Consider the following 22,686-nt stretch of genomic DNA (forward strand, 5'->3'; position numbering starts at 1 on the left):
AAGCTCATGAGCCCGGTGAGCCGAAAGGAGCAGTTGATGGTCGGCTACGAAGCCGGGCCTACGGGTTACGAGCTGCAGCGCCTGCTGGCCCGGATGGGGATCCGGTGCGTGGTGGTCGCCCCGGCGCTGACGCCGACACGTCCTGGGGATCGGGTGAAGACGGATTGGAGTTGACCCGGTTTCGTGGACAGGTTGAGGCTTACGCGACGACCCCTGACTGCTGCTGAACTTTTCGCCCTTGGAACCAACGTGCCTCGTACTCATAGGGCGAGAGGTAACCCAGGGACGAGTGACGTCGCCGTCGGTTGTAAAAGCCTTCGATATACTCGAAGATCGCCGTTTGCAACTGCTGCCGGGTAGGCCAGGCTTGCCGGTCGAGGAGTTCCCGCTGCAGCGTCGCATAGAAACTCTCGGCCACGGCGTTGTCGAGTGCATCGCCCACCGAACCCATCGACCCGGCGATGCCCAGGGCCTCCAAGCGGCAGGTGAACGCCAGCGAGGTGTACTGCGCTCCATGATCCGAGTGGTGGATTAGACCGGGCCCCGGGCGGCGCCGCCGCACCGCCATGGTGACAGCGTCCACCACCCGTTCCGCCACGGGCCGGTCGCCCATCGCCCAGCCCACCACGATGCGAGAGAAGGCGTCGACCACTGTGGCAAGGTATAACCAGCCCTCTTCGGTGCGGTGCTGCGTGAGGTCCGCCACCCACACCCGGTTGGGGGCATCGGGCACAAACTGCCGACCCAGCCGATCGGGGTCGACCGGGCGGCGGGGATCCCGGCGTGTGATCCCCCGGGCTCGGCGCCGGTGCACGCCAGCCAGCCCCATGGCCCGCATCAGCCGGGCGATGCGTTTCCGCCCACAACGGACGCCATGAACCATCCGCAGTTCGGCGTGAACGCGCGGAGCCCCGTAGGTGCCCCGGCTGGCGACATGAATGGCTCGGATCTGCTGACTCAAATCCGCGTCCTCCTGGGACCGTCTGGAGGTACCACGTTGCCGCCATGCGTAGTAGCCGCTCGTCGAGACGCCCAGGACACGGCACAGCGTGGCGACCGGGTGGTGGGCCTTCTCCTGCTCGATGAACCGAAACACCGTCACCGGTTCCGTCGGCTCTCCTGGGCAAAAAAGCTGCAGCTTTTTTTAGGATTTCACGCTCCTCCCGCAGGATCCGGTTCTCCCGCCGCAGCCGGTTCAGCTCCTCCCGCTCGGCTGGGGTCAACCCGGGGCGCTGCCCCGCATCGATCTCGGCTTGGCGGATCCACTTCCGCAAGCTGGCTTCCGAAACGCCGAGATCGGCAGCAACCTGCTGGAGCTTCTTCCCGCTTTCCCGGACGAGGCGGACGGCTTCGGCCCGGAACTGGGGAGGCTACGGCGGCTTGGTCGCCGGCATGGGGATCACCCTTTCCGGGGCTTACGCCCCAAGTATCGGGGTGTCCACTAAACCGGGGCAAGTCCAGTCCGTACCAGCGCTGCCACCATGGACTGGGCGTGCTTGGGCACCCGCGCCAGCAGGTTCCGCATGAAGTGCACCCGGCACCGCTGCCACGTGGCGCCTGCCAGCACCTCACCGATGGCTCGCTTGAGGCCCTCGTGGGCGTCCGAGATCACCAGCCGCACGCCCTTCAGCCCCCGGGCCACCAGGCGACGTAGGAAGTCCAGCCAGAACTCGTACGTCTCGGCCGCGCCCACGTCGAACCCCAGGACCTCCCGTTCCCCTGTCTCCCGCACACCCACGGCGATCACGGCCGCCATGTTCACCACCCGTCCGTCTTGCCGCACCTTCACCGCCTTGGCGTCCAGCCACACGTAGGGGTACTCGCCTTCCAGCGGCCGGTTCCGAAAGCGCTCCATGTGCTCGTCCAGCTCGGCGCAGATGCGGGAGACCTCGCTCTTGCTCAAGCCCCCGACGCCCAGCGCCTGGACCAGCTCGTCCACCTTGCGCGTGCTCACCCCGTGCACGTAGGCCTCCTGCACCACGGCCAGCAAGGCCCGCTCCGCGCGCCGCCGCGGCTTCAAGAGGCTGGGGAAGTAGCTGCCGCGGCGTAACTTCGGGATCTGCAGCTCGATGGTACCCACGCGCGTGTCCCAGCGCCGGGGGCGGTACCCGTTTCGGTAGGTAGTGCGCGACGGGGTGCGCTCGTAGCGCTGGGCGCCGATGAGTTCGCTGACCTCGACCTCCATCAGCTGCTGGGCGAGCCAGCGCAGGCCCTCCCGCAGGGCGTCGACCTCGGGCTCGCCCTGGTACTGGCGCAGCAGTTCGAGAAGTGCCATCCTGAAGTCAGCGGTCACCGGTGGTCCGACCTCCCTTCGTGCTCGGGTTTGTCCAACCCGAAGGGAAGCCGCCGGTGACCGCTGCTGTCAACGGCCACCAGCCACGCCTAAACCCTGGCCGGAAAGTCCATCACTACCCGGGACTTTAACGGCGTCTGCCTACGCTCCGCTGCCGCCTCCGCCCACAGAATCGGCACAAGGTTATCCCTTGAAGCGCCCAATTCCTGCGCCGGGGGCTTGACCGAAATCATGCCCACACCACCACCTGGGACTCTAGCGTTTCGGTGGCCTCGCGGTGGCCGCGAAAGCGAAGCGACTTTTGCGGGTCTCACATCGTCAGCTTGACAGTCCCCTCCGCCCCCAGACCGGCGCGATGCCCGCTGCGTGAAGGGGACGAGGACGCTTCCGAGAACACCGTGGTTGGGTGTGGCAGCTCTGTGGCAGCTGGACCCGAACCACGTGAAGCCGAGGGGGAGCCCCCATGACTTCCACAACACCACCGGCCCGCATCGACGCCGAACGCCTCTGGGCGGACATCGAGGCGCTGGCGGCTCGGACCGAGCCGGATCGACCCTACACCCGCCGGGCCTTCACGGAGGTGTACCTTGAAGGGCGGCGCTGGCTGGCCGCCCGCATGCGGGAGGCGGGCCTGGAGACCCACGTCGACGCGGGAGGCAACCTCATCGGCCGTTGGGAGGGTACCGATCCCGGCCTACCGCCGTTGATGGCCGGCTCCCACACCGACACCGTGGTCAACGGGGGTCGGTTCGACGGGGTGGTGGGCGTGCTGGGCGCCCTGGAGGCGATCCGGGCCCTGCAGGAGGCGGGAGTCCGGCTGCGACATCCGGTGGAGGTCGTCGACTTCCTCGCCGAAGAACCCACCGACTACGGTCCTTCCTGCGTGGGCAGCCAGGCGCTGGCGGGCGGCCTGAGCCCTCCGATGCTGGCCCAGGTCAACCCCGCCGGCGAGACCCTGGCCGAGGGCATCCGCCGCATGGGTGGCGACCCCGACGCCTTGGCCCGCCCTCTGCGCCGGCCGGGGGAGATCGCGGCCTACCTCGAGATGCACATCGAGCAGGGACCGGTGCTGGAGAGCCGCGGCGTGCCCATCGGCATCGTCACTGGCATTGCCAGCATGGCATGGCACCGGATCGTGGTGGAGGGCCGGGCCGGTCATGCCGGCACCACGCCGATGGACCTGCGGCAGGACGCCTTGGCGGGCGCGGCGGAGATCGTCCTGGCGGTGGAACGCATCGGCCGGGAGCTGGCCGCTCGCGGCCCCTTCGTCGCCACGGCCGGCCGGCTGCGCAACGAGCCGAACAACATGAACGTGGTGCCCGCCCGCACCGAGCTCACCGTCGACCTCCGCAGCCACGACGAGGCCCTGCTGGACCATGGGTGGCAGCGCATCCTCGATGCGGTCGAGGCCATCTGCCAAGCCCGCCGTCTACGCTGCTCGACCCGCTGCCTCGGCAGGGCGCCGGGGGTCCAGGCCGACCCGATGGTGATGGAAGCCCTGGAGCGAGCGGCGCAGGAGCTCGGCTACGCCACCCTCCGGCTGAGCAGCGGCGCCGGTCATGACGCCATGCACGTGGCTCGGATCGCCCCCATGGGCATGCTCTTCATCCCCTGCCGCGCGGGGTTGAGCCACTGCCCGGAGGAATGGGCGGAGCCTCGGGACATTGCCCGCGGGGCGGAGGTGCTGGCGCGGGCCCTGCAGTGGTTGGACCGCCACCTACCCTGAGCAACGGGGGGTGTGACGATTCCGAATCATCGATTCCGAATCATCGGTCGGCACGCCCCTCCCGCACGGGAAAGGCTCCTCTGGCGCTCCACAAGGCTCCTCTGACGCCCCATCGGGCTCGTCTGACAGCTTCCATGTTGCGAAAGCCCTTACATTGTGAAGAGACCCGGCGAAGCCCCCTCCCGGGAGGCCATGGAACCCCTGCCCTGCTCCGGGATCCCATGGAACCCTTCCCCCCGCTCCGCGAGCCCATGGAACCCTTCCCCCCGCTCCGCGAGCCCATGGAAACCCGCCCCGCGGCTCAAGCCAACGTTCCTCCGAAGGTACGCTGGCAGACCTGCCAGGCCTCGTCGGTGGTGCGGCTGCCCACCAGGGCAGGCAGGAAGTGCGGGTCTTGAAAAGCCTCGACCAAGGCGCGGAGACAGTCGACTTGCTGGGACGGATCGGGTATCGACAGGAGGAACACGGCCCTGACGCCCACGGTACCCTGGGGATTGCCCATCTCGCCGAACTCGACGGGGTGCCGCAAGACGCCGACGGCAATGGCCGGCTTGTAGCAATGGGCTGCGTCGGTGTGCGGTATGGCGACCGGGATCCTCGTGGGGAGACCCGTCGGAAACGTGCGTTCGCGGTCGAGGACGGCATCGACGAAGGTCTCTGCAACGTGACCGCATTCCCGCAGCCGACTCCCCAGCGCACGAATCGCGCCTTGGGCATCCGCCACGTCCAGATCCAGCATGATGAGCTCACGGGAGAACATGGGCTCACCCTCATTCCGTCGCGGAGCGCTTCGCCGTCGCATCGCCCCGGTGGGACTTCCCCGCCAGCACGTGGATCGCGTGCCCGAGCCCCGCCTCCGCCGCCTCCATGACGGCCTCGCTCAACGTCGGATGGGCGTGGATGGTCAGCGCCAGGTCCTGCAGCGTCGCTCCCATCTCCACCGCCAGCGCCAGCTCGGCGATCAGGTCCGACGCCTCCGGCCCCACGATGCCCGCCCCCAACACCACCTTGCTCTCCCGATCGGCCACCAGCTTGACGAACCCGTCCCGCTCGCCCAGCGTCAGGGCCCGCCCGTTGGCGGCGTACGGGAAGCGGCCCACCACGGGGTCGTACCCCTGCTGCCGCGCCTCCACCTCGCTGAGCCCCACCGTGGCGATCTCCGGGTCGGTGAAGACCGGCGCCGGCACGGCGACGTAATCGGCCGCCGCCGGCAGCCCGGCGATGACCTCCGCCGCCACGATCCCCTCCCGGCTCGCCTTGTGGGCCAGCATGGGGCCCGGGGCGATGTCCCCGATGGCGAAGATGTGCCGCTGGCGGGTGCGCAGCTGGGCATCGACCCTTACCCGGCCGCGCTCGTCCAGCTCCACGCCCACCCGCTCCAGGCCCAGCCTGTCGGTGTTGGGCCGCCGGCCCACGCTGACCAGCACCGCATCGGCCACCACGGCCTGTTCTTCCGATCCGGACGAACCGGCCCCCGCCGCACCCGCCCCGCCGGAGCCGCCCGTCCCGGCGCCACTCGACCGCGCCCCCGGCCCCTCGGCCGCCGCCCCCCGGCCCGCCGCACCGGCCCCTGCCATCGCGGCGCTCGCCGCACCCGCCCCGCGCGGCTCGGGTCGGAACACGACCCGCACGCCCTCGCCGCCGGGCTCCTCCTCCCAGCCCAGCACCCGCACCCCCGTGTGCACCTTCACCCCCAGCTGGCGGAGCCGGCGCGCCACCACCTGCACCAGCTCGGGATCCGTGCCGGGCAAGAGCTGGTCCGCCAGCTCCAGCACCGTCACCGCCGAGCCCAGCTTGGCGAAGGCGGTGCCCAGCTCCAGGCCGATGTACCCGCCCCCGATCACCACCAGCCGCAGCGGCAGGTGGTCCAGGGCCAGGGCGTCCGAGGAATCCAGGATCCGCACGCCGTCGAAGCCAAAGCCCGGCAGCTCCACGGGCCGCGAGCCCGTGGCCACGATGCAGTGCTGGAAGCGGTAGACCTCGCTGCCGCCGCCGGGGTTCTCGACCAACACCTGGTTCGGGCCGGTGAAGGTCGCCCGCCCCTTCACCACCGTCACGCCGTGGCCCTTGAGGAGCTGCTCGACGCCACTCGTCAGCCGCTGGACCACCGACTGCTTCCACCCCTGCAGCCGGCCAAAGTCCAGGCGCGCCCCCTCGACCACGATGCCGCGCTCGGCCTCGCGCGCCAGGCGGTGGTAGGCCTTGGCGGCGTCGATCAGCGCCTTGGAGGGGATGCACCCCACGTTGAGGCACACGCCACCGAGGCGATCCTTCTCCACCAGGGTGACGTCCTTGCCGAGCTGTGCCGCGCGGATGGCGGCCACGTAGCCGCCCGGCCCGCCGCCGATGACCAGGACCTCCGTTTCCGTCGCGACTTCGCCGACGACCATGTTGCGACCCACTCCCATCGGTACCCAGCGAAGGATTCCACGGTGACCGCAGCGGCGAATGATACCATGGACACGGGTCTTGCGAGGGAGGAACGCCCGATGCAACTCGACGACCAGACCATCGAGCTGCTGGTCCGCTGCGCCTGGCTTTACTACGAGGAAGGCCTGACGCAACAGGAGATCGCCGACCGGCTCGGGATCAGTCGGCTACGGGTCAATCGACTCCTCAAGCAAGCCCGCGACACCGGGATCGTGCAGATCTCGATCCAACACCCTTCGGTTCGCCTCATCGAACTCGAGGAACGCCTCATCGATCACTTTCGCCTGATGCGGGCGGTGGTGATCCCCACCCCCCTGGACCGCACGCAGCTCAAGCGGGTCCTCGGCAAGGCGGCCGCGACCTATCTCGAACGGGCCCTTCGTCCCGGCGACTGCCTGGGGGTCACCTGGGGCACCACGTTGCTCGAAGTCGCGCAGCAACTGGTACCCCGCTCCGTATCCAATCTGCGTGTGGTGCAGATCACCGGGGGTCTGACCCCCGATGTGGGCGAGATCAACCCGTTCGACATCGCCCGTCGCGTGGCGGAGGCCTTCGATGCGCGTTGCTACTATCTTTACGCTCCCATGTTCGTCAGCCGACCCGAGGTGTGCGAAGCCCTGATGAACGAACCCTTCATCGCCCACGTCCTCGAACAAGCGCGAAGTGCAACCCACGTGCTCACCAGCGTTGGCGAGATGGAGCCCACGGCCACCTTCCGCCAGGTGGGCTACCTGGACGAAGCGACGTTCCGGTCGCTGATCGGGATGGGCGCCGTCGGTTCCATGTTCGCCCGCTTCTACGACGCCCTCGGCCAACCGGTCCCGAGTGATCTCGATCGCCGTACGGTGGCCATCCGCCTTGAAGACCTCAATGCCATCGAAGACGTCATCGTCGTCGCCGGTGGCCCGGCCAAGGTGCGGGCGCTGCTGGGCGCCCTGCGGGGAGGCTACGTGAAGACGCTGATCACCGATGCGGGAACGGCGCGGGCGCTGCTCACCGCCGACGGAGCCGTCGGCACGCCGCCGTAGCGCCGCATCACCCGCCGCTTCCCACAAGGCTTCGTGCGCTACGACACCAACAACCGCCAGGGATCGCTCAGCGTCTCCACGAGAAACCGCAGGTATCGCGCCGCGTCGGCGCCGTCAAGGGCACGATGGTCGAAGGTCAGGCCGAGGGTCAACCAGGTCCTTGCAGACGATTCCTCCCGGCCTCCCACCGGCTCCTTCACGAAGGTCCCTACGGAGAGAATCCCGACCTGCGGCGGGTTCAGCAGGGCGTTGAAGGCTTCCACCCCGAACATGCCCAGGTTGCTGAGCGTGAACGTCCCGCCCCCGATCTCGTCGGGTTTCAACCGGCCTTCCCGGGCCCGCGAGGTGACATCGGCCACGGCCTTGACGAGCTCTGCCAGGGGACGCCGGTCTGCGTGGCGAACGACCGGTACCACGAGGCCACCTGCCGGCAGGGCCACCGCGATCCCGAGATGCACCGACCGAAAACGCCAGATCTCACCGTCTCGCCAGTGGGCGTTGAGATCGGGAAAGCGGGGCAGGGTTCGCGCGACCGCGAAGGCAAACAGGGCCGTATAGGAGAGCGACTGGCCGGTGGCCTCGGCCACCGCGGGTTCCAGGCGACGACGGAAGTCCTGGATCGCCTCGGCATCCGCCCGGGCGAACAACGTCACCTGGGGGATGCGGGCGCTCTGCACCATCCGCTCGGCCACCGCCTTGCGGTTGCCCGTCACGGGGATGCGTTCCACGCCGTCATCCTCCGGCTCCGGAGCGGGTGGGCGGAACGCGCCATGCTCGGCGTCGCGGGGCGTCGGTGAAACCCCGTCCACCCGACCCCCTTCCTGGCGACCCCGCGGGCCCGGCTCCCCTTTCGTCGTCGCGGCCATGGTCGCGGCCGCGGCCTCGACGTCCGCGAGGCGGATCACACCGCCACGACCGCCTGCCGGGACCCGGGCCAGGTCCAGGCCGAGCTCCCGAGCCCGCCGCCGCGCCGCAGGCGTGGCCCGGATGCGGTTACGGCCGAGCGCCGCACCGCTGGGAACCTCCGGTGCGCCTTTCCGGGCCTCTCCCTGGACCTCTCCTTGGGCCGCTCCTTGGGCCGGATCGGACCGCGCGCTGGGGTCGACGTCGGCCTTCGGTTGGGGCGGGTTCTGGCGGTCGTCGTCGTAACGCTCGCCGGGGGCCGCGATGTAGGCGACGATCTCCCGCACCGGCACCTCGGCGCCCTCCGGGTGGACGATCCGAGCCAAGACCCCGTCGGCCGGCGCTTCGACCTCGATGTCGGCCTTGTCCGTCTCCACCTCGAAGAGCGGCTCACCGGCCCGCACCGGATCGCCTTCCTTCTTGAGCCAACGAAGGATGATCCCCCGTTCCATGGTCATGTCCAGGACCGGCATGATCACGGGTTCCATCATGCCACACCCCCCGCGGCGACGCCGAGGACCCGCCGCACCCCGTCGACGATGTCCGCCACCTGGGGTAGGGCCATCTCCTCGAGCCGCTTGTTGCAGGGAATGGGCACCGGCTTCCCGCACACCCGAACCAGCGGCGCATCCAGGTAGTAGAAGGCCTCGCTCTCCATGATGGCGGCTGCGATCTCCGCGCCGACGCCACCGTGCTCGACGGCCTCGTGGGTGATGACGACCCGCCCCGTCTTCGCCACCGACTCGACGATGGTGTCCCGATCCAGGGGCAGCAGCGTTCGCGGGTCGATGATCTCCACGTCCACTCCCTCCGCCGCCAGGAGCTCCGCAGCCTGCAGGGCGCGCTGCACCTGGTACGATGTGGCGATGACGGTGACGTCCCGCCCCGGCCGGACCACGCGAGCCTTGCCGATGGGAATCGTGTAGTCCTCCTCCGGCACGGGACCCTTGACGCGATACAGCAGTTTGTGTTCGTAGAAGATCACCGGGTTGTCGTCGCGGATGGCTGCCTTCAGCAGGCCTTTCGCCTCTGCGGGGTCCGAGGGCATCGCGACCTTGAGACCCGGGACATGGGCCGTCCACGCCTCGAGGCTTTGCGAGTGTTGGGCTGCCGCTCCCGTCCCGGCTCCCCCCGGCGTGCGCACCACGATCGGGACCCGCGCCTTCCCTCCGAACATGTAGCGAATCTTGGCGGCCTGGTTGACGATGGCGTCCATGGCGTTGGTGATGAAATCCGAGAACTGGATCTCCACCACCGGTCGCATCCCCAGCAAGGACGCACCGATGGCACACCCCACCACGGCCGACTCGGCGATCGGGGTATCCCGCACCCGCTCCGGGCCGAACTCCTCCAGCAGCCCGTTCGTCACCCCGAACGCACCGCCATAGATCCCGATGTCCTCCCCCAACAGGAAGACCCGGGGATCGCGACGCATCTCCTCGGCTAGCGCTTCACGGATCGCCTGGGCCGTCGTGAGCTCGCGCACGCCCCTCACCCTCCGTCCCTCTGCGTAGACGCAACGCCCGTCACTCTGCGTAGACGTCGGCCAGCAGGTCGGCCGCATCCGGTTCCGGGCTCTCCTCGGCGTACCGGACCGCCGCATCGATCCGCTGCATGACGTCGGCTTCCAGCGCATCCAACTCCTTGGCCTCGAAGCCGTGGGCCTCCAGATGCCGGCGGAAGGCGGGGATGGGATCGCGGGCCTTCCAGCGCTCCACTTCCTCCCGGGTGCGGTAGCGCTGGGCGTCGCTCCGGGAGTGACCCCGGTACCGATACGTGACGGCCTCGACGAGGGTGGGCCCCTCCCCCTGGCGGGCCCGATCCACCGCTTGCCGGGCCGCTTCGTACACCGCCAGCACGTCGCAACCGTCGACCCGGAGCCCGGGGATGCCGTACGCGTGGGCGTGCTCGTGGATGCGCGGGTTGCCCAGCATCCGCTCCACCGGAGCGGACATGCCGTACTGGTTGTTTTCACACACGAAGACCACCGGCAGCCTCCAGATCGCGGCCAGGTTGAGCGCCTCGTGGAAGTCGCCCTCGTGAACGGCCCCGTCCCCGAAGAAGGCCACCACCACCTGCGCCCGTTCCTGCATCTTCAAGGCCAGGGCCGCCCCGCAGGCGATCCCCAGGCTGCCGGCGACGATGCCGTTGGCTCCGAGATTCCCGACCTCGATGTCGGCGATGTGCATGGAGCCGCCCTTCCCCCGGCAGTATCCCGACACCTTGCCCATGAGCTCCGCCATCATCCGGTTGACGTCCTGTCCTTTGGCGATGGCGTGTCCGTGCCCCCGATGGGTGCTCGTGATGTAGTCGGACGGTTCCAACGCGGCGCAGACGCCGACGGCAACGGCCTCCTGGCCGATGTACAGGTGCATGGTGCCGTGGATGCGCCCGGCGTAGAAGAGCCTCTCCGCAGCCTCCTCGAAGCGGCGGATGAGCACCATGGTCTCGTACATCCAGCGGGCCAGTGCCCGGTCGCCTCCCAGCACCTGGGTGCCCATGCTCACACCTCCGCTCCCCCTCGTCCCGGTTCCGGGGTGGTCCGTCGGGCCCGGGGTAGATCAACTGTAACTATACCATATCAAATGGTTGGCTCCGGACCGCTGGCAAGGAATCCGTCTCCGCAGGAAAACCGTGACCATCGGGAGGAGATCGACGGAAAGCGGCGAACCCTGTGAACACAAAAGTTCATTCTAAATTCACTTGTAATGGCCTGCGCACCGGGTTCCCTCGCACCCTGCTGCAACCCGGTGGACGTGGGGAGGACGGCGAGAGGGGGATGCGTCGGTGTGCCCGTCGACTGGCAAGGAGTCCTCGTGGCGCTGGCCGGCGCCTGGGCCGTCCAGGCTCTGCTGACGTACCGCCAAATCGCGCACTATCGGACTCTGCTCCGGCGGATCTACGCGTCCCGTAGCCGTGGCTTCCTGGGTTCCGGCCGCATCCGGCACGGCTGGCGGGGCGGAGCCGTCGTCATCCTTCTGGCGGACGAACACGGCACCATCGTCGACGCCTGGGTGCTCCGTGGCGTCTCGGTGTTCGCCCGCTTCCAGCGGGAGGAGGTGTGGAACGGCCGTCACGCAAGGGAACTCGCCGCGGTGGATTCGTCCGACCCTTCGGTCCCCCTGGTTCACAGGGCGGCGGCCGAGGCAGCGCAGCAGATCGCGGCCCGCATGGCCGCTGGATGATCCAAGGCGGGCACCGCCTGAAACACGCTTCCGAGGGGAAGATCCAACATGGACGTCCTTGCGCATGGCGCCGAGTGGTTCATTGGCTTGTTCCGGAAGGGCGGGGAGGTGTTTCTCAGCCTCGCGGGAGGCATCTTGCCCACCCTCATCTGCCTGCTCGTGGCCGTCAATGCGCTGGTCCGCATCATCGGCCAGGAGCGCGTGGAGCGTTTCGCGCAGCGGATCACGCGCAACGTGGTCCTCCGCTACACCCTGCTCCCCGTCCTGGCGGTGTTCTTCCTGACGAACCCCATGGCCTATACATTCGGTAGGTTCTTGCAGGAGCGCCACAAGCCCGCCTTCTACGACGCCGCCGTCTCCTTCGTCCACCCCGTCACCGGCCTCTTTCCCCACGCGAACCCTGCCGAACTCTTCGTCTGGCTTGGCATCGCCCAGGGCGTGGAGCAACTGGGACTGCCCCTGGGTCCCCTCGCCTTGCGGTACTTCCTCGTGGGCGTCGTCGTCATCTTCCTTCGTGGCGTGGTCACCGAGCTGATCACCAACCAGTTGTTGGCCCGTCGCCAGAACGTGCGAACGAGTCCGTAACCGGGTCGAACGCGCATCGGATCGGAGGAGGACTGCCATGCGCCGGTACCGTACCGTGATCGTCCGCAAGGGGCCGGGTGGCTGGGGAGGTCCCCTGCGGATCACCCCGTCCGACGAGCGGAATGTCATCGCCTCCGTCACGGGTGGGGGCATCCACCCGGTGGCGCAACAGATCGCCGAGCTGACGGGAGCCGACGTCGTGGACGCCTTCAACAACCCGGTCCCCACCGACAAGATGGCGTGTGTGGTCATCGACTGCGGCGGCACCGCGCGATGCGGCGTCTATCCGCGGATGGGGGTCCTCACGGTCGACGTCACCCCGACCTTCCCGTCCGGGCCGTTGATGCAATACATCCGCGAGGACAACTTCGTCTCCGGCGTGACGGCGGAATGCGTGGAATTGGCGGAAGAGGCGGGCGTCCCCACCCAGACCCGAGAGCCGGCGCCCGCGCCCGCCATGGCAGCCCCCACGGCCACCCATGCGGCCGTCGCGCACCCGCCGGCTCCCGTGGCCCGACCCGCGGGCGGCTCGGACAACCCGCTCACGCGCACCGGGCGGGCCGTGGGGGGCGTGGTGGGGATCTTCTACCAGGCCGGCCGGGAGACCATCGAACAAGTCCTGCGCAACATCATCCCCTTCATGGCCTTCGTCTCGACCCTCGTGGGCATCATCCCGGCATCGGGCCTCGGCAACCTCATCGCCGCCGGCATCAAACCCCTGGCGGGCACCCTTCCTGGACTGCTGCTCATCTCCCTGGTATGCAGCCTTCCCTTCCTGTCCCCCGTGCTGGGACCCGGTGCGGTGGTCGCCCAAGTCGTCGGGACCCTGGTCGGCGTGGAGATCGGACGGGGCAACATCCCGCCCCAGCTCGCCCTGCCCGCCCTCTTTGCCATCAATCCCCAGGTGGGGTGCGACTTCGTGCCCGTTGGACTCACGCTGGGCGAGGCCAAACCGGAGACCATCGAGGTCGGCGTACCGGCGGTGCTCATCTCCCGGCTGTTCACCGGCCCGGCCGCGGTCGTCATCGCCTACCTGGCGAGCTTTGGCCTCTACCGCTGATGTCGGCACGTCCTTGCGCTCAATTCGGCACGTCCAGACGCCAACCTGGGACAGGTGGGAGAGCGCGATGACCGTGTTCGAGAGCCGCGTCCTCGAGCTCGGACCCGAAGCGGAAGAGCTGATCGCCGCAGGCTTCCTGATCCTCTTCGGGCCGTCGGCTCCGCCCGAACTGCGGCAAGTCGCCGTGATCCACGAGCCCCGGCACCACCGGGCCCCCCTCGAACCGGGTCAGCACCTGTGGGTCGGGCCGAACCGGTACACCATCACAGCGGTCGGGTCGATGGCCAACCAGAACCTGCAGAACCTGGGACACGTGGTGATCAAGTTCAACGGACGAACCGAACCCGAGCTCCCCGGCGACGTGTGCGTGGAGACCTGGCCGACGCCCGCCGTACGACCGGGCATGTGGATCCGCGTCGAGAGGGTGGCCTCGATCCCGGCGACAACGGAAGGGGGGCGCGAAGGTGCTGAACATCAACCGGCACCTTGACGACCGTGAACGAGTCGGCGCACCCATTCGCGTCGGCCTGGTCGGGGCGGGTCAGATGGGCATGGCCTTCGCCGCCCAGGTGGGGCGGATGCGCGGCATGCGCCTGCTGGCCGTGTGCGATCTCGATCCGGCACGGGCTGCCGATGCCCTGGTCGCCGCGGGATGGGCGCGGGACCGGATCGTCGATCTGGACGCGGGACCATCCCCTGACGGCGAACGACCGGGTGTGACGGTGGCTGCAGAGCGCCTGCTCGAACGCCCGCTCGACGCCGTCGTGGAGGCCACGGGCGATCCCGAGGCGGGTGCGCGGGTGGCGGACGCCGCGATCGCCGCGGGGTTGCACGTGGTGATGCTCAACGCCGAGGCCGATGCGACGGTAGGCCCATGGCTCGCGTACCAGGCCGCGCAACGGGGCGTCGTGTACACCGGGTCCGCCGGTGACGAGCCGGGTGCGACCAAGGAGCTCTACGATTTCTGCGATGCATTGGGCTTCGAGGTGCTCGTCGCGGGGAAGGGGAAGAACAACCCCCTCGACCCCTTTGCCACCCCGCAGAGCGTCCGCGCCGAAGCCGTGCGCCGCGGGATGAACCCGAAGATGCTGGCGTCCTTTGTCGACGGAACGAAGACGATGGTGGAGATGACGTGCCTCGCCAACGCCACCGGCCTGGTCCCGGATGTCCCCGGCATGCACGGCGTCGAAGCCGACCTCGACACCGTGGTCGATCGACTCCGCCTCGTCAGCGAAGGCGGCGTGCTGAACCGGTACGGCGTGGTCGAGTACGTCCGAGGCTTGGCACCGGGCGTGTTCGTCATCTTCCGGGCACAGCACCCGATATCCCTGGAAACCCTCCGGTACGTCCGCCTGGGCCAGGGCCCCAACTTCGTGCTCTACCGCCCGTACCACCTGACCAGCGTGGAAACGCCCTTGTCCGTGGCGCGTGCCGCGATCTATGGGGAACCCACCATCGCGCCGCTCGGCGCCCCGGTGGCGGAGACCGTCGCCGTGGCCAAACGCGACCTTCACCCCGGCGATCGCCTCGATGGTCTGGGGGGGACGACCGTATACGGCCTCTGCATCGAAGCGGAACGCGCTCGCCGCGACCAGCTGCTCCCTGTGGGGCTGGCGCTCCCAGGGACCCGCGTCGCACGTCGCGTGCGGAAGGGGGAGGTGTTGACGTACGGGGACGTCGAATGGCCCAGCGAAGAACCGGTCGTCCTCACCTTGCGCAGACGGCAGGACCAGCACTTCGCAGCCATGGGGCCCGATGCGCACCGTGTTCCGAGTCGCACATCACCTCCTGAGGAGTGAAGGGCATGGGTGTGATCCAGTACATCCTCGATCTCGGCGCCTCCGTGATGCTTCCCATCATCATCTTGCTCTTGGGGGCAGCCTTTGGCCTCGGATGGGGACGATCCTTCCGGGCGGGTCTGACCATCGGCGTCGGTTTCGTCGGGATCGGCCTCGTCATCAACCTGCTGGTGGAGAACCTGGGACCGGCGGCCAAGGCCATGGTGGATCGGTTCGGCGTGCAGCTGGACGTGGTGGACGTCGGCTGGCCGGCGGCTGCCTCCATCGCCTTCGCGTCACAGGTGGGGGCGTTCGTCATCCCCATCGGGCTTGGGGTCAACATCCTGATGTTGCTCACGCGGACCACCCAGACGTTGAACGTCGACCTTTGGAACTATTGGCACTTCGCCTTCACGGGCGCCCTGGTGGCCGCCGCCACCGGAAGCCTGCCACTTGGCCTCATCGCGGCTGCGATCAATGCCGCCATCGTGCTGAAACTGGGCGATTGGTCTGCCCGCTCCGTCCAGGAGTTCTACGATGCACCCGGCATCTCGTTGCCCCACGGGTTCTCGGCGGCGTACGTGCCCATCGCCGTGCCGTTGAACGCCCTTCTCGACCGGATCCCCGGCATCCGATCCGTGGTCATCAGCCCGGAATCCATCCAGCGCCGGCTCGGCGTCATCGGGGATCCCCTGGTCCAGGGACTGGTCCTGGGCATCGCCCTCGGCTTGCTAGCCGGATACAACGCTCAGAAGACGTTGCAGTTGGGCATCACGATGGCCGCCGTCATGTTGCTGATGCCGCGGATGGTCCGCTTGCTCATGGAGGGGCTCATGCCGGTCTCCGAGGCCGCCCGGCAGTTCATGCAGCGGCGGTTCGCCCACCGGATGGTCTACATCGGGCTGGATTCGGCCATCGCCGTCGGACACCCGGCGGCCATCGCCACGTCCCTCATCCTGGTGCCGATCGCCATCGGGCTGGCGGTCATCATCCCTGGTAACCACGTCCTGCCCTTCGGGGATCTGGCCACCATCCCGTTCATGGTCGCCATGGTGATTCCCGTCGTCCGGGGCAACGTATTTCGATCGGTCATCATCGGTTCGGTGGTCCTGGCCGTCGGCCTGCTCATCGCCACGAACGTGGCGCCCCTGCACACCGAGGCTGCGATTGCCAGCGGCTTTCAGATGCCCGAGGGCGCGACGCTGATCTCCAGCATCTGCGACGGTGCCAATCCGCTGACGTGGGTTCTCCTGAAGTTGATGCAGTTGGTCTCGTAGCTTCGTGATACACTGGGATCGCATCCATCGGTGCCTTGCACGCCAGGGATGGCCGCGGTGACGGGGGGTCGGGTGATGCGGAAGAAGCGCGTCCTCGTCGTCTGTGGAACGGGCATCGCGACGTCGACGGTGGTGGCCGAGAAGGTGGCGAACGCCCTTCGCAGCCATGGCATCGATGCGGAGTTGATCCAGTGCAAGGTGACCGAGGTTCCCAACTATCTCAGCGACACGGACCTCATCGTGGCGACCACGGTCGTGGGCGATACCCGTGGCGTGCCCGTCGTACCGGCGGTGTCGCTCCTGACGGGCGTGGGAGAGCAGGAGGTCATCGACAAGATCGTGGAAGCGCTGTCGACCGCCCAGCGTTGATGGGCCCGCCGGGCGTATAGCGCATAGCCCTTGGGGGGCAAAGGGGGCAAAGGGGGGCAAAGGGCATAGCCCTTGTCTGGCCATAATCCATACCCCTCGTCGGCCGATGCCCCGAGCCGGGCCGGGGGCCGGTCTCGGCGAGACCGGCCCCCGGCGCTGGCGTGGGGACCGACGGTCGGCGCCGCGGCGGGGCCTCCGTCGGCCGCTGCTCTCCTCGTCCTCCGTCCGACACTGTTCTCCCCGCGGTGGTTCGAGCGCTGCTGGAGGAGGTCAGCGGGTACGCCATGGGTCAACGCCAGGGGTCGGCCGCCATGTCCCGTGCTTCATCGCTGAACACATGCACGCCTGCTCGCCGTCCTAACCTGCTCGCCGTCCTAAATCTATATACTCGAGTGGCCATGTCCCCGGCGCAGGCCACCTCACACCACCCTACAGGTTGAACACCACAAGTCGCAGGTCCGTCAGGTGCTCGATGGCGTAACGCGGACCCTCGCGGCCGATGCCGCTACCCTTGACGCCACCGTAGGGCATCAGGTCCACCCGCCAGTTGGGGATCTCGTTGACCATCACGCCGCCGACCTCGATGCGCCGCGCCGCCTTCATGGCCACGCCGATGTCCCGGGTATAGATGCCGGCCTGCAGGCCGTAGAAGCTGTCGTTGACCATGGCGATGGCCTCGTCCACGTCGTCGAAGGGCACCACGGAGACGACCGGCGCGAAGACCTCCTGGCAGACCACCTTCATGTCCGGGCGCACGTCCACGAGCACCGTGGGCTCCAGCACAGCGCCCCGCCGCCCACCGCCGCAGACGATGCGGGCCCCCTGCGCGACGGCTTCGCGAATCCAGGCCTCGGCCCGCTGGGCCTCGGCCTCGCTGATCATAGGCCCCACGTCGGTGTCCGGATCCAGCGGGTCGCCGACCTTGAGCTTCCGGGTCTCCGCCACCAGCTTCTCCAGGAAGGCCTCGTACACCGGCCGCTGCACGTAGATCCGCTGCACCGACAGGCAGATCTGCCCGGCGTTGGCGAAGGCACCCCGGGCGCAGCGGGCCGCGGCCAGGTCCAGGTCGGCGTCGGCGCAGACGATGGTCGCCGAGTTGTTGCCCAGTTCCAGCACCACCCGCCGCAGCCCCGAGGCCGCCTTGATCCGCTCGCCCACCGCCGCGCTGCCGGTGAAGGTGTAGGCGGCGATGCGGGGATCCGCCAGCAGCCACTCCCCCACCTCGCCCCCCGCACCCGTGACCAGGTTGAGGTAACCGGCCGGCAGTCCGGCATCGACCAGGGCCTGGACCAGGTGAACGGCGCTCAAGGGCGTGGCGGTGGCCGGCTTGAGGACCACCGCGTTGCCCGCCGCCAAGGCGGGGCCCACCTTGTGGGCCGCCAGGTTCAACGGGAAGTTGAAGGGACTGATGGCCGCCACCACTCCCACGGGAACCCGCAGGGTGAAGGCCAGCCGGTTCTCCGCCCCCGGGGCGGCCTCAATCGGTACCTGCTCGCCGTGGATGCGCTTGGCCTCTTCGGCCGAGATCTCCAGGGTCTGGGTGCAGCGGTCCACCTCGATTAGCGCCTCTTTGAGGGGCTTGCCTGCCTCGGCGGCGATGGTGCGGGCCAGCTCGGGCTTGCGCTCCCGGACCAGCTCCGAGGCCCGCTTGAGGATCTCGTAGCGGCGGTACGGGGGCAGCGGATTCTCTCGGTAGGCCCGTAGCGCCGCGGTCACAGCCCGGTCCACGTCCTCCCGCGTCGCCCGGGCGACATGACCGATCACCTCGCCGGTGTACTTGTTGTACACCGCGATGGTCTCGGGTCGAACCACCCATTCGCCGCCGATGAACAGCCCATGGGTGCGAACCGCAACAGCAGCCATGATCCTATCGCCTCCCGCCGGATGGCCGGTCCTCCGGCCGTCCCCCACCCCCACGATACCGGTGCTCGCCCTCGGCCACCAGGCGCTCCCGGCTCAGATGGCCCGAAAGTTCAGTCCGCATGCGGCAGCACCAGCTGTCGAACCGCTTCCCCGGCAGCCAAGCGATCGAAGCCCTGGTTGATCTCTTCGAGGCCAAGGCGATGGGTGATCAATCGGTCGACGGGGAGCCGACCCGCCCGGAACAAGCGGAGGAAACGCGGCAAGTCCCGCCGGGGGACGGCGGAACCCATGTACGATCCCCGGATCACGCGCTCCTCGGCCGTCACCGTCACCGCCGGGATGGACAACATCGCCGCGGGATGCGGGAGGCCGACGGCCACGGTGGTGCCACCCCGCCGGGTGGCCCGATAGGCCTGGGCCAGGACGTCGGCGTTGCCCGCCGCCTCGATGGCGTAGTCCACGCCACCCCCCGTGAGATCCCGCACCGCTTCCACCGCGTCGACATTCGGGGCGTCGACGGTGTGCGTGGCGCCGAGGGCGCGAGCCCGCTCCAACTTGTCCGGCAGTACGTCGACGGCCACGACGGGGTACGCCCCGGCCGCCACCGCCCCCGTCACGGCCTCCCCGACGACCGGCCAGCCCCTCGCTCTCGAACCCGAGCAGGAGCGCCAAGGTCGACACCACCGCTTCGCGCAGCCGTGGGGCCGGTTCCCGGCATCCCCCGGGCGGCGGGCGGCCGCGATCTGGCAAACCGTTGGACGGGGTTCGTCCGCCAAGGGTCCCGTGGGGCGAGGGCAGCTCGCCGGTGCTAGCCCGACGGCCCGCGAGAGCAGGCCGATGCGACCTCACGGACCGCCGCGGACGTAGATCACCTGGCCCGTGACGTAGCTGGCGTCCTCGCTGCAGAGGAAGGCGATCACGCCGGCTACATCGTCGGGCTGGCCCACCCGGCGCAGGGGCGTCCGCTCGGCAGCTGCCTTCTTGAGCTCCTCGTAATCCACCCCCGTGCGCTCGGCAACCGACCGGGTCATCCGCGTCTCGATGAACCCCGGCGCCACGGCGTTGACGTTGATGTTGAAGGGCCCCAGCTCGATGGCCAGGGTCCGGGCCATGCCCTGGATCCCCGCCTTGGCCGCCGAGTAGTTGGTCTGGCCGCGGTTCCCCAGGGCCGAGGTCGACGAGAGGAAGACCATCTTCCCGTAGCGCTGGGGGACCATCACCCGCTGGGCCGCCTGGGCGCAGAGGAAGGTGCCCCTGAGGTGGGTGTCAATGACGGCATCCCAGTCGTCGTCAGTCATCTTGTGGATCAGGTTGTCGCGGATGATCCCCGCGCACGTCACCAGGAAGTCCAGCCGGCCGAAGGTTTCGACCACCCGCTGCACCATGGCCTCCACCTGGCCGCGGTCCCGCACGTCGCAGGCGACGGCCAGGGCCCGGCCGCCCTCCTGGCGGATCTGGGAGGCCACCTCCTCCGCCGGCCCCTCATCCACGTCGGACACCACCACCGCCGCCCCTTCCCGGGCGAATCGCAGGGCGGTGGCCGCCCCAATGCCCCGGCCGCCCCCCGTTACCAGGGCGACCCGATCGGCAAAGCGCATCCGGATCCTCCTCTCCCTCCACGGGTCCGCCGCCCCGCCCCTGGGCCGGTTCGTCCAGGGCCCGGTACCGGTTCCCGGGCAGGCCCCGTTTCAGGACCGGCTCCCGGTCGGGCCCCGCTTCAGGACGAACCTGCCGGCGCCGGCACCAGCACCTCGCCCTCGCCGGCGGTGACGGCTTCACCCCGCTGGTTTTCGGCCCACACCTCAACCCGCACCCGCCGCAGGCCGGGGGCCTCTTCCGCCCCCACCTCCACCACCCGGCCCTTGCAGGTCAAAACATCGCCGGGCCGGACCATTTGCCGGAAGCGGACCTTCAACCGGCGCACCCCTTCCGGGCCCGCCAGCTGGACCAGATACTGGCCGAGGAAACCCATGCTCAGCATGCCGTGGGCGATGACGCCGTCGAGCCCGACCCGCCGGGCGGTCTCGTCGTCGGTGTGGATCAGGTTGTAATCGCCGGAAGCCCCGGCGTATTTGACCAGCTGCACCTTGGTTATGGGCTCTTTGACCAGCGGCGGCAGCTCGGCCCCGGGTTCCCAGCGTACCGGGGCTGCCTCCGCTCGCACCGGTTCCGGCACGGTTCTTCACCTCCCTGGCAGCGGGCTCCGGCCCGCTGCAGGCCCTCCGGCATCACCCGCCGGGGACCCTGCGGCACCGCCCGCCCCGGGCTCGCCGCCACCCCGCGGAACCCCTGCGGCCCTGCCGGCCGTGGCCGACACCGCGGGCGCCCCGACGGCTTAGCGCACGATGATGGTGCTCCGCCCCGTGAAGACCAGCTCCCCGGCCTCATCGCGCCCCTCGATCTCGGTGACCAGGAAGGTCATCTTGCCCAGGCGGCCTTCCCGCTCGTAAACGTCGGCCACCCGCGTCTTGCAGCGCAGCCGGTCGCCCGCCCGGACGGGGCGGCGGTAGCTGTACTCCTGCTCGCCGTGGAGCACCCGGCTGAGCTCCAGGTTCACCCCGGGGATGCCCATGCGGAACGTGATGGGGAAGGTGGGCGGGGCGATCTCCCCGCTCCGGAAGGCGGGGTGGGGGTCGCCAATGGCTTCGGCAAACTTGCGGATGGCCCCCTTTTCGACTTCGAAGACCTCTTCGGGGGATTCCTTTCCTATTAAAGAACGGTCGATGGACACCGTCTCAGCCTCCTTTCCCGCCAAGGGGTGGGTCGGCTGGGGGGTCATCGCACGGGTGTCAAGGGGGGCTCCGATCCACCCGGAGCCCGCCCTAGGAGCTGCTTTCGCCGCCTCCCGGAGGGCGTCCTTCCGGCCGACGGCCAGGCGGCCAGAAAACGAACACGCCCAGGCTCAGCCTGGGCGTTGGGGCTTGCAGCCACCGGTTGTCAGGCACCGGGCCGCAAAAAGGCTTCGATGTAGGTCGAGCACCGGTCGATCTCCGCCACTGTCGTTGGCGTGTAGAAGGAAAAGCGAACTCCCCCCACCCCTGCGATGGACCGCAGCGTCACCGCCACCCGTCGGCTTCGTAACCAATGAAGCAGTTGGCGTTCTCGTTCCACCCCGCCGGGCAGGGATAGGGTTACAATGCCGGCCTGGGCATCCGGATCGGGCCGACCGAGGACGAATTCCGTCAGCCCCATCACCCTCAAGTTGTCACGAAAGTGGCGATTGAGCCCTAGGACATGTTGTTCAATGTTGTCGATGCCCAACGACTCGATTTCTTCCATAGCCGCGGCTAGCCCTACCGCACCGACGTAATTGGGCATCCCGCCCGCCTCAAACTTGCGGGCCTCCTGCCGCACAGGCAACCAATCCAGTGGATGCCGACTACGGTCCGACAGGTATTCGTCCCACCCCCGGGGCGGCTCCCAAAGGCTGAGGTATCCGTGGAATACGGAATCGCAACTTTCGATCAAACGGTCGCTGACGTACATAAAGCCCAGACCAAAGGGGCTACCTAACCACTTGTGACCCCCGGCAATATAAGCATCGACACCCTCCAACCGAAGGTCGCGTCGCCTCACTCCTGCCTCTTGAATCCCATCGACGATTAAGAACCCTCCTCGAGCGTGCAAATGCTTCGCCAGCTCTGTAAAGGCACGAGAACCCAACCGATCCCCCGTAACCTCCTGAACGGCTGAAACGACAACAACGCGAACGGCTTGATCGCAAGCTTCCAGCAAATCGTCCAGCACAACACACCCTTGCCGCGACGGAATGACTCGAATTTGAAAGCCATACCGCACTTGGGCCCGTCGCCACACCAGGGCTGAACTGATGAACTCTATGTCTGGTAGAGCCACTGCATCCCCCCTGCCCAGATACCCCGAGGCCGTTAGCGATGCAGCGAGGACTCCCAACCCATGGGTGGTATTGTCAATCAATGCAATATGCCTTGGTTCAACACCCAACCATTGCGCAATGGACCGGCGGGCCCGTTCCACAACGTCCATCATTTCCAGCGTCCGTTGAGTTCCTGTCTGCCCCAAGGGTGGACCGGCTAAGGTGTCGATTGCGTCCCGCACCCGTTGCGCAACGCGGGGGGATACCAGCCCCATGGAGGCAAAATCAAGGTAAATCTCGGGCAGACCCGTAACCACCGCGCCCTGACTGTCCGGCAGCGATGACGAAGCCATG

At 68.5% G+C, this 22,686-nt stretch carries 20 protein-coding genes and 3 pseudogenes; 10 read left to right on the forward strand and 13 right to left on the reverse strand.

The features are described 5' to 3' along the window. Window positions 1-39: 39 nt before the first annotated feature. Window positions 40-165: pseudogene (locus E1B22_RS13010) on the forward strand (IS110 family transposase); the annotation flags it as partial. A 34-nt stretch (window positions 166-199) separates the two neighbouring features. Here the strand turns inward: E1B22_RS13010 and E1B22_RS00480 are convergent. Next, window positions 200-1,364, reverse strand: a pseudogene (locus E1B22_RS00480) (IS3 family transposase); the annotation flags it as partial. Between the two features lie 95 nt (window positions 1,365-1,459). Further along, a pseudogene (locus E1B22_RS00485) lies at window positions 1,460-2,293 on the reverse strand (IS256 family transposase); the annotation flags it as partial. Between the two features lie 463 nt (window positions 2,294-2,756). Here E1B22_RS00485 and E1B22_RS00490 point away from each other — a divergent pair. Beyond that, window positions 2,757-4,019 carry a Zn-dependent hydrolase gene (locus E1B22_RS00490; protein WP_135224136.1) on the forward strand — a complete coding sequence of 421 codons (1,263 nt, stop codon included), beginning with the start codon at window positions 2,757-2,759 and terminating at the stop codon, window positions 4,017-4,019. Window positions 4,020-4,320: 301 nt separating this feature from the next. Here the strand turns inward: E1B22_RS00490 and E1B22_RS00495 are convergent, their stop codons facing one another. Together E1B22_RS00495 and E1B22_RS00500 are read right to left on the reverse strand one after the other, a co-directional pair. Continuing rightward, the gene (locus tag E1B22_RS00495; RefSeq protein WP_167758806.1) at window positions 4,321-4,779 is read right to left on the reverse strand and encodes a PTS sugar transporter subunit IIA; all 459 of its coding nucleotides are present in this window, start codon (window positions 4,777-4,779) and stop codon (window positions 4,321-4,323) included. Window positions 4,780-4,789: 10 nt separating this feature from the next. Further along, window positions 4,790-6,409 (reverse strand): dihydrolipoyl dehydrogenase, encoded by a 1,620-nt coding sequence (locus E1B22_RS00500; protein WP_135224138.1) that lies wholly within the window; start codon window positions 6,407-6,409, stop codon window positions 4,790-4,792. A 99-nt stretch (window positions 6,410-6,508) separates the two neighbouring features. Here E1B22_RS00500 and E1B22_RS00505 point away from each other — a divergent pair, with 99 nt between their 5' ends. Further along, window positions 6,509-7,477 (forward strand): sugar-binding transcriptional regulator, encoded by a 969-nt coding sequence (locus E1B22_RS00505; RefSeq protein ID WP_167758807.1) that lies wholly within the window; start codon window positions 6,509-6,511, stop codon window positions 7,475-7,477. A gap of 38 nt (window positions 7,478-7,515) precedes the next feature. Here the strand turns inward: E1B22_RS00505 and E1B22_RS00510 are convergent, their stop codons facing one another. The 3 genes from E1B22_RS00510 to pdhA are packed head-to-tail and all read right to left on the reverse strand — an operon-like array spanning window position 7,516 to window position 10,881. Then, window positions 7,516-8,871, reverse strand: coding sequence for a dihydrolipoamide acetyltransferase family protein (locus tag E1B22_RS00510; RefSeq protein WP_135224140.1), 1,356 nt, complete (start codon window positions 8,869-8,871; stop codon window positions 7,516-7,518). Then, window positions 8,868-9,866 (reverse strand): alpha-ketoacid dehydrogenase subunit beta, encoded by a 999-nt coding sequence (locus tag E1B22_RS00515; protein ID WP_256369291.1) that lies wholly within the window; start codon window positions 9,864-9,866, stop codon window positions 8,868-8,870. The genes E1B22_RS00510 and E1B22_RS00515 overlap by 4 nt, the downstream gene beginning before the upstream one ends. 40 nt (window positions 9,867-9,906) lie before the next feature. Next, window positions 9,907-10,881 carry a pyruvate dehydrogenase (acetyl-transferring) E1 component subunit alpha gene (gene pdhA / locus E1B22_RS00520; RefSeq protein WP_135225861.1) on the reverse strand — a complete coding sequence of 325 codons (975 nt, stop codon included), beginning with the start codon at window positions 10,879-10,881 and terminating at the stop codon, window positions 9,907-9,909. A 288-nt stretch (window positions 10,882-11,169) separates the two neighbouring features. Here pdhA and E1B22_RS00525 point away from each other — a divergent pair, with 288 nt between their 5' ends. The 7 genes from E1B22_RS00525 to E1B22_RS00555 all read left to right on the forward strand — a co-directional run bounded on the left by E1B22_RS00525 (window position 11,170) and on the right by E1B22_RS00555 (window position 16,634). Continuing rightward, on the forward strand, window positions 11,170-11,565 hold the full coding sequence (locus E1B22_RS00525) for a transcriptional regulator GutM (RefSeq protein ID WP_167758808.1): 396 nt from the start codon (window positions 11,170-11,172) through the stop codon (window positions 11,563-11,565). Window positions 11,566-11,613: 48 nt separating this feature from the next. After that, window positions 11,614-12,150: a PTS glucitol/sorbitol transporter subunit IIC gene (locus tag E1B22_RS00530; RefSeq protein ID WP_135224143.1), complete on the forward strand. Its 537-nt coding sequence runs from the start codon at window positions 11,614-11,616 to the stop codon at window positions 12,148-12,150. A gap of 37 nt (window positions 12,151-12,187) precedes the next feature. Next, window positions 12,188-13,210 (forward strand): PTS glucitol/sorbitol transporter subunit IIB, encoded by a 1,023-nt coding sequence (locus E1B22_RS00535; protein WP_135224144.1) that lies wholly within the window; start codon window positions 12,188-12,190, stop codon window positions 13,208-13,210. A gap of 67 nt (window positions 13,211-13,277) precedes the next feature. Next, window positions 13,278-13,700: a PTS glucitol/sorbitol transporter subunit IIA gene (locus E1B22_RS00540; RefSeq protein WP_135224145.1), complete on the forward strand. Its 423-nt coding sequence runs from the start codon at window positions 13,278-13,280 to the stop codon at window positions 13,698-13,700. Then, window positions 13,675-15,009, forward strand: a complete 1,335-nt coding sequence (locus E1B22_RS00545) for an NAD(P)H-dependent oxidoreductase (protein WP_135224146.1) — start codon at window positions 13,675-13,677, stop codon at window positions 15,007-15,009. Before E1B22_RS00540 ends, E1B22_RS00545 begins: the two co-directional genes overlap by 26 nt. A 5-nt stretch (window positions 15,010-15,014) precedes the next feature. Then, window positions 15,015-16,265, forward strand: a complete 1,251-nt coding sequence (locus E1B22_RS00550) for a PTS galactitol transporter subunit IIC (RefSeq protein WP_135224147.1) — start codon at window positions 15,015-15,017, stop codon at window positions 16,263-16,265. Window positions 16,266-16,322: 57 nt separating this feature from the next. Then, window positions 16,323-16,634: a PTS sugar transporter subunit IIB gene (locus tag E1B22_RS00555; protein ID WP_243123502.1), complete on the forward strand. Its 312-nt coding sequence runs from the start codon at window positions 16,323-16,325 to the stop codon at window positions 16,632-16,634. A 429-nt stretch (window positions 16,635-17,063) separates the two neighbouring features. On the opposite strand, the gene E1B22_RS00560 is transcribed toward E1B22_RS00555, so the two are convergent. From E1B22_RS00560 to E1B22_RS00585, 6 genes are all read right to left on the reverse strand, one after another. After that, window positions 17,064-18,497: an aldehyde dehydrogenase family protein gene (locus E1B22_RS00560; RefSeq protein ID WP_135224148.1), complete on the reverse strand. Its 1,434-nt coding sequence runs from the start codon at window positions 18,495-18,497 to the stop codon at window positions 17,064-17,066. A 110-nt stretch (window positions 18,498-18,607) separates the two neighbouring features. Then, entirely contained in the window at window positions 18,608-19,114 is a 507-nt protein-coding gene (locus E1B22_RS00565) for a zinc-binding dehydrogenase (protein WP_243123504.1), read from the reverse strand. 228 nt (window positions 19,115-19,342) lie between these two features. Then, window positions 19,343-20,095, reverse strand: coding sequence for an SDR family NAD(P)-dependent oxidoreductase (locus E1B22_RS00570; protein WP_135224149.1), 753 nt, complete (start codon window positions 20,093-20,095; stop codon window positions 19,343-19,345). Between the two features lie 119 nt (window positions 20,096-20,214). Continuing rightward, complete coding sequence (locus tag E1B22_RS00575) at window positions 20,215-20,673, reverse strand: MaoC/PaaZ C-terminal domain-containing protein (RefSeq protein ID WP_135224150.1); 459 nt, start codon at window positions 20,671-20,673, stop codon at window positions 20,215-20,217. Window positions 20,674-20,832: 159 nt separating this feature from the next. Next, entirely contained in the window at window positions 20,833-21,228 is a 396-nt protein-coding gene (locus E1B22_RS00580; RefSeq protein ID WP_207669886.1) for a MaoC family dehydratase N-terminal domain-containing protein, read from the reverse strand. A 206-nt stretch (window positions 21,229-21,434) separates the two neighbouring features. Beyond that, entirely contained in the window at window positions 21,435-22,685 is a 1,251-nt protein-coding gene (locus tag E1B22_RS00585; RefSeq protein WP_135224152.1) for an aminotransferase class V-fold PLP-dependent enzyme, read from the reverse strand. Between the last annotated feature and the right edge of the window lies 1 nt (window position 22,686).

It is taken from the genome of Thermaerobacter sp. FW80, from assembly GCF_004634385.1.
Classification (GTDB): domain Bacteria; phylum Bacillota; class Sulfobacillia; order Thermaerobacterales; family Thermaerobacteraceae; genus Thermaerobacter; species Thermaerobacter composti.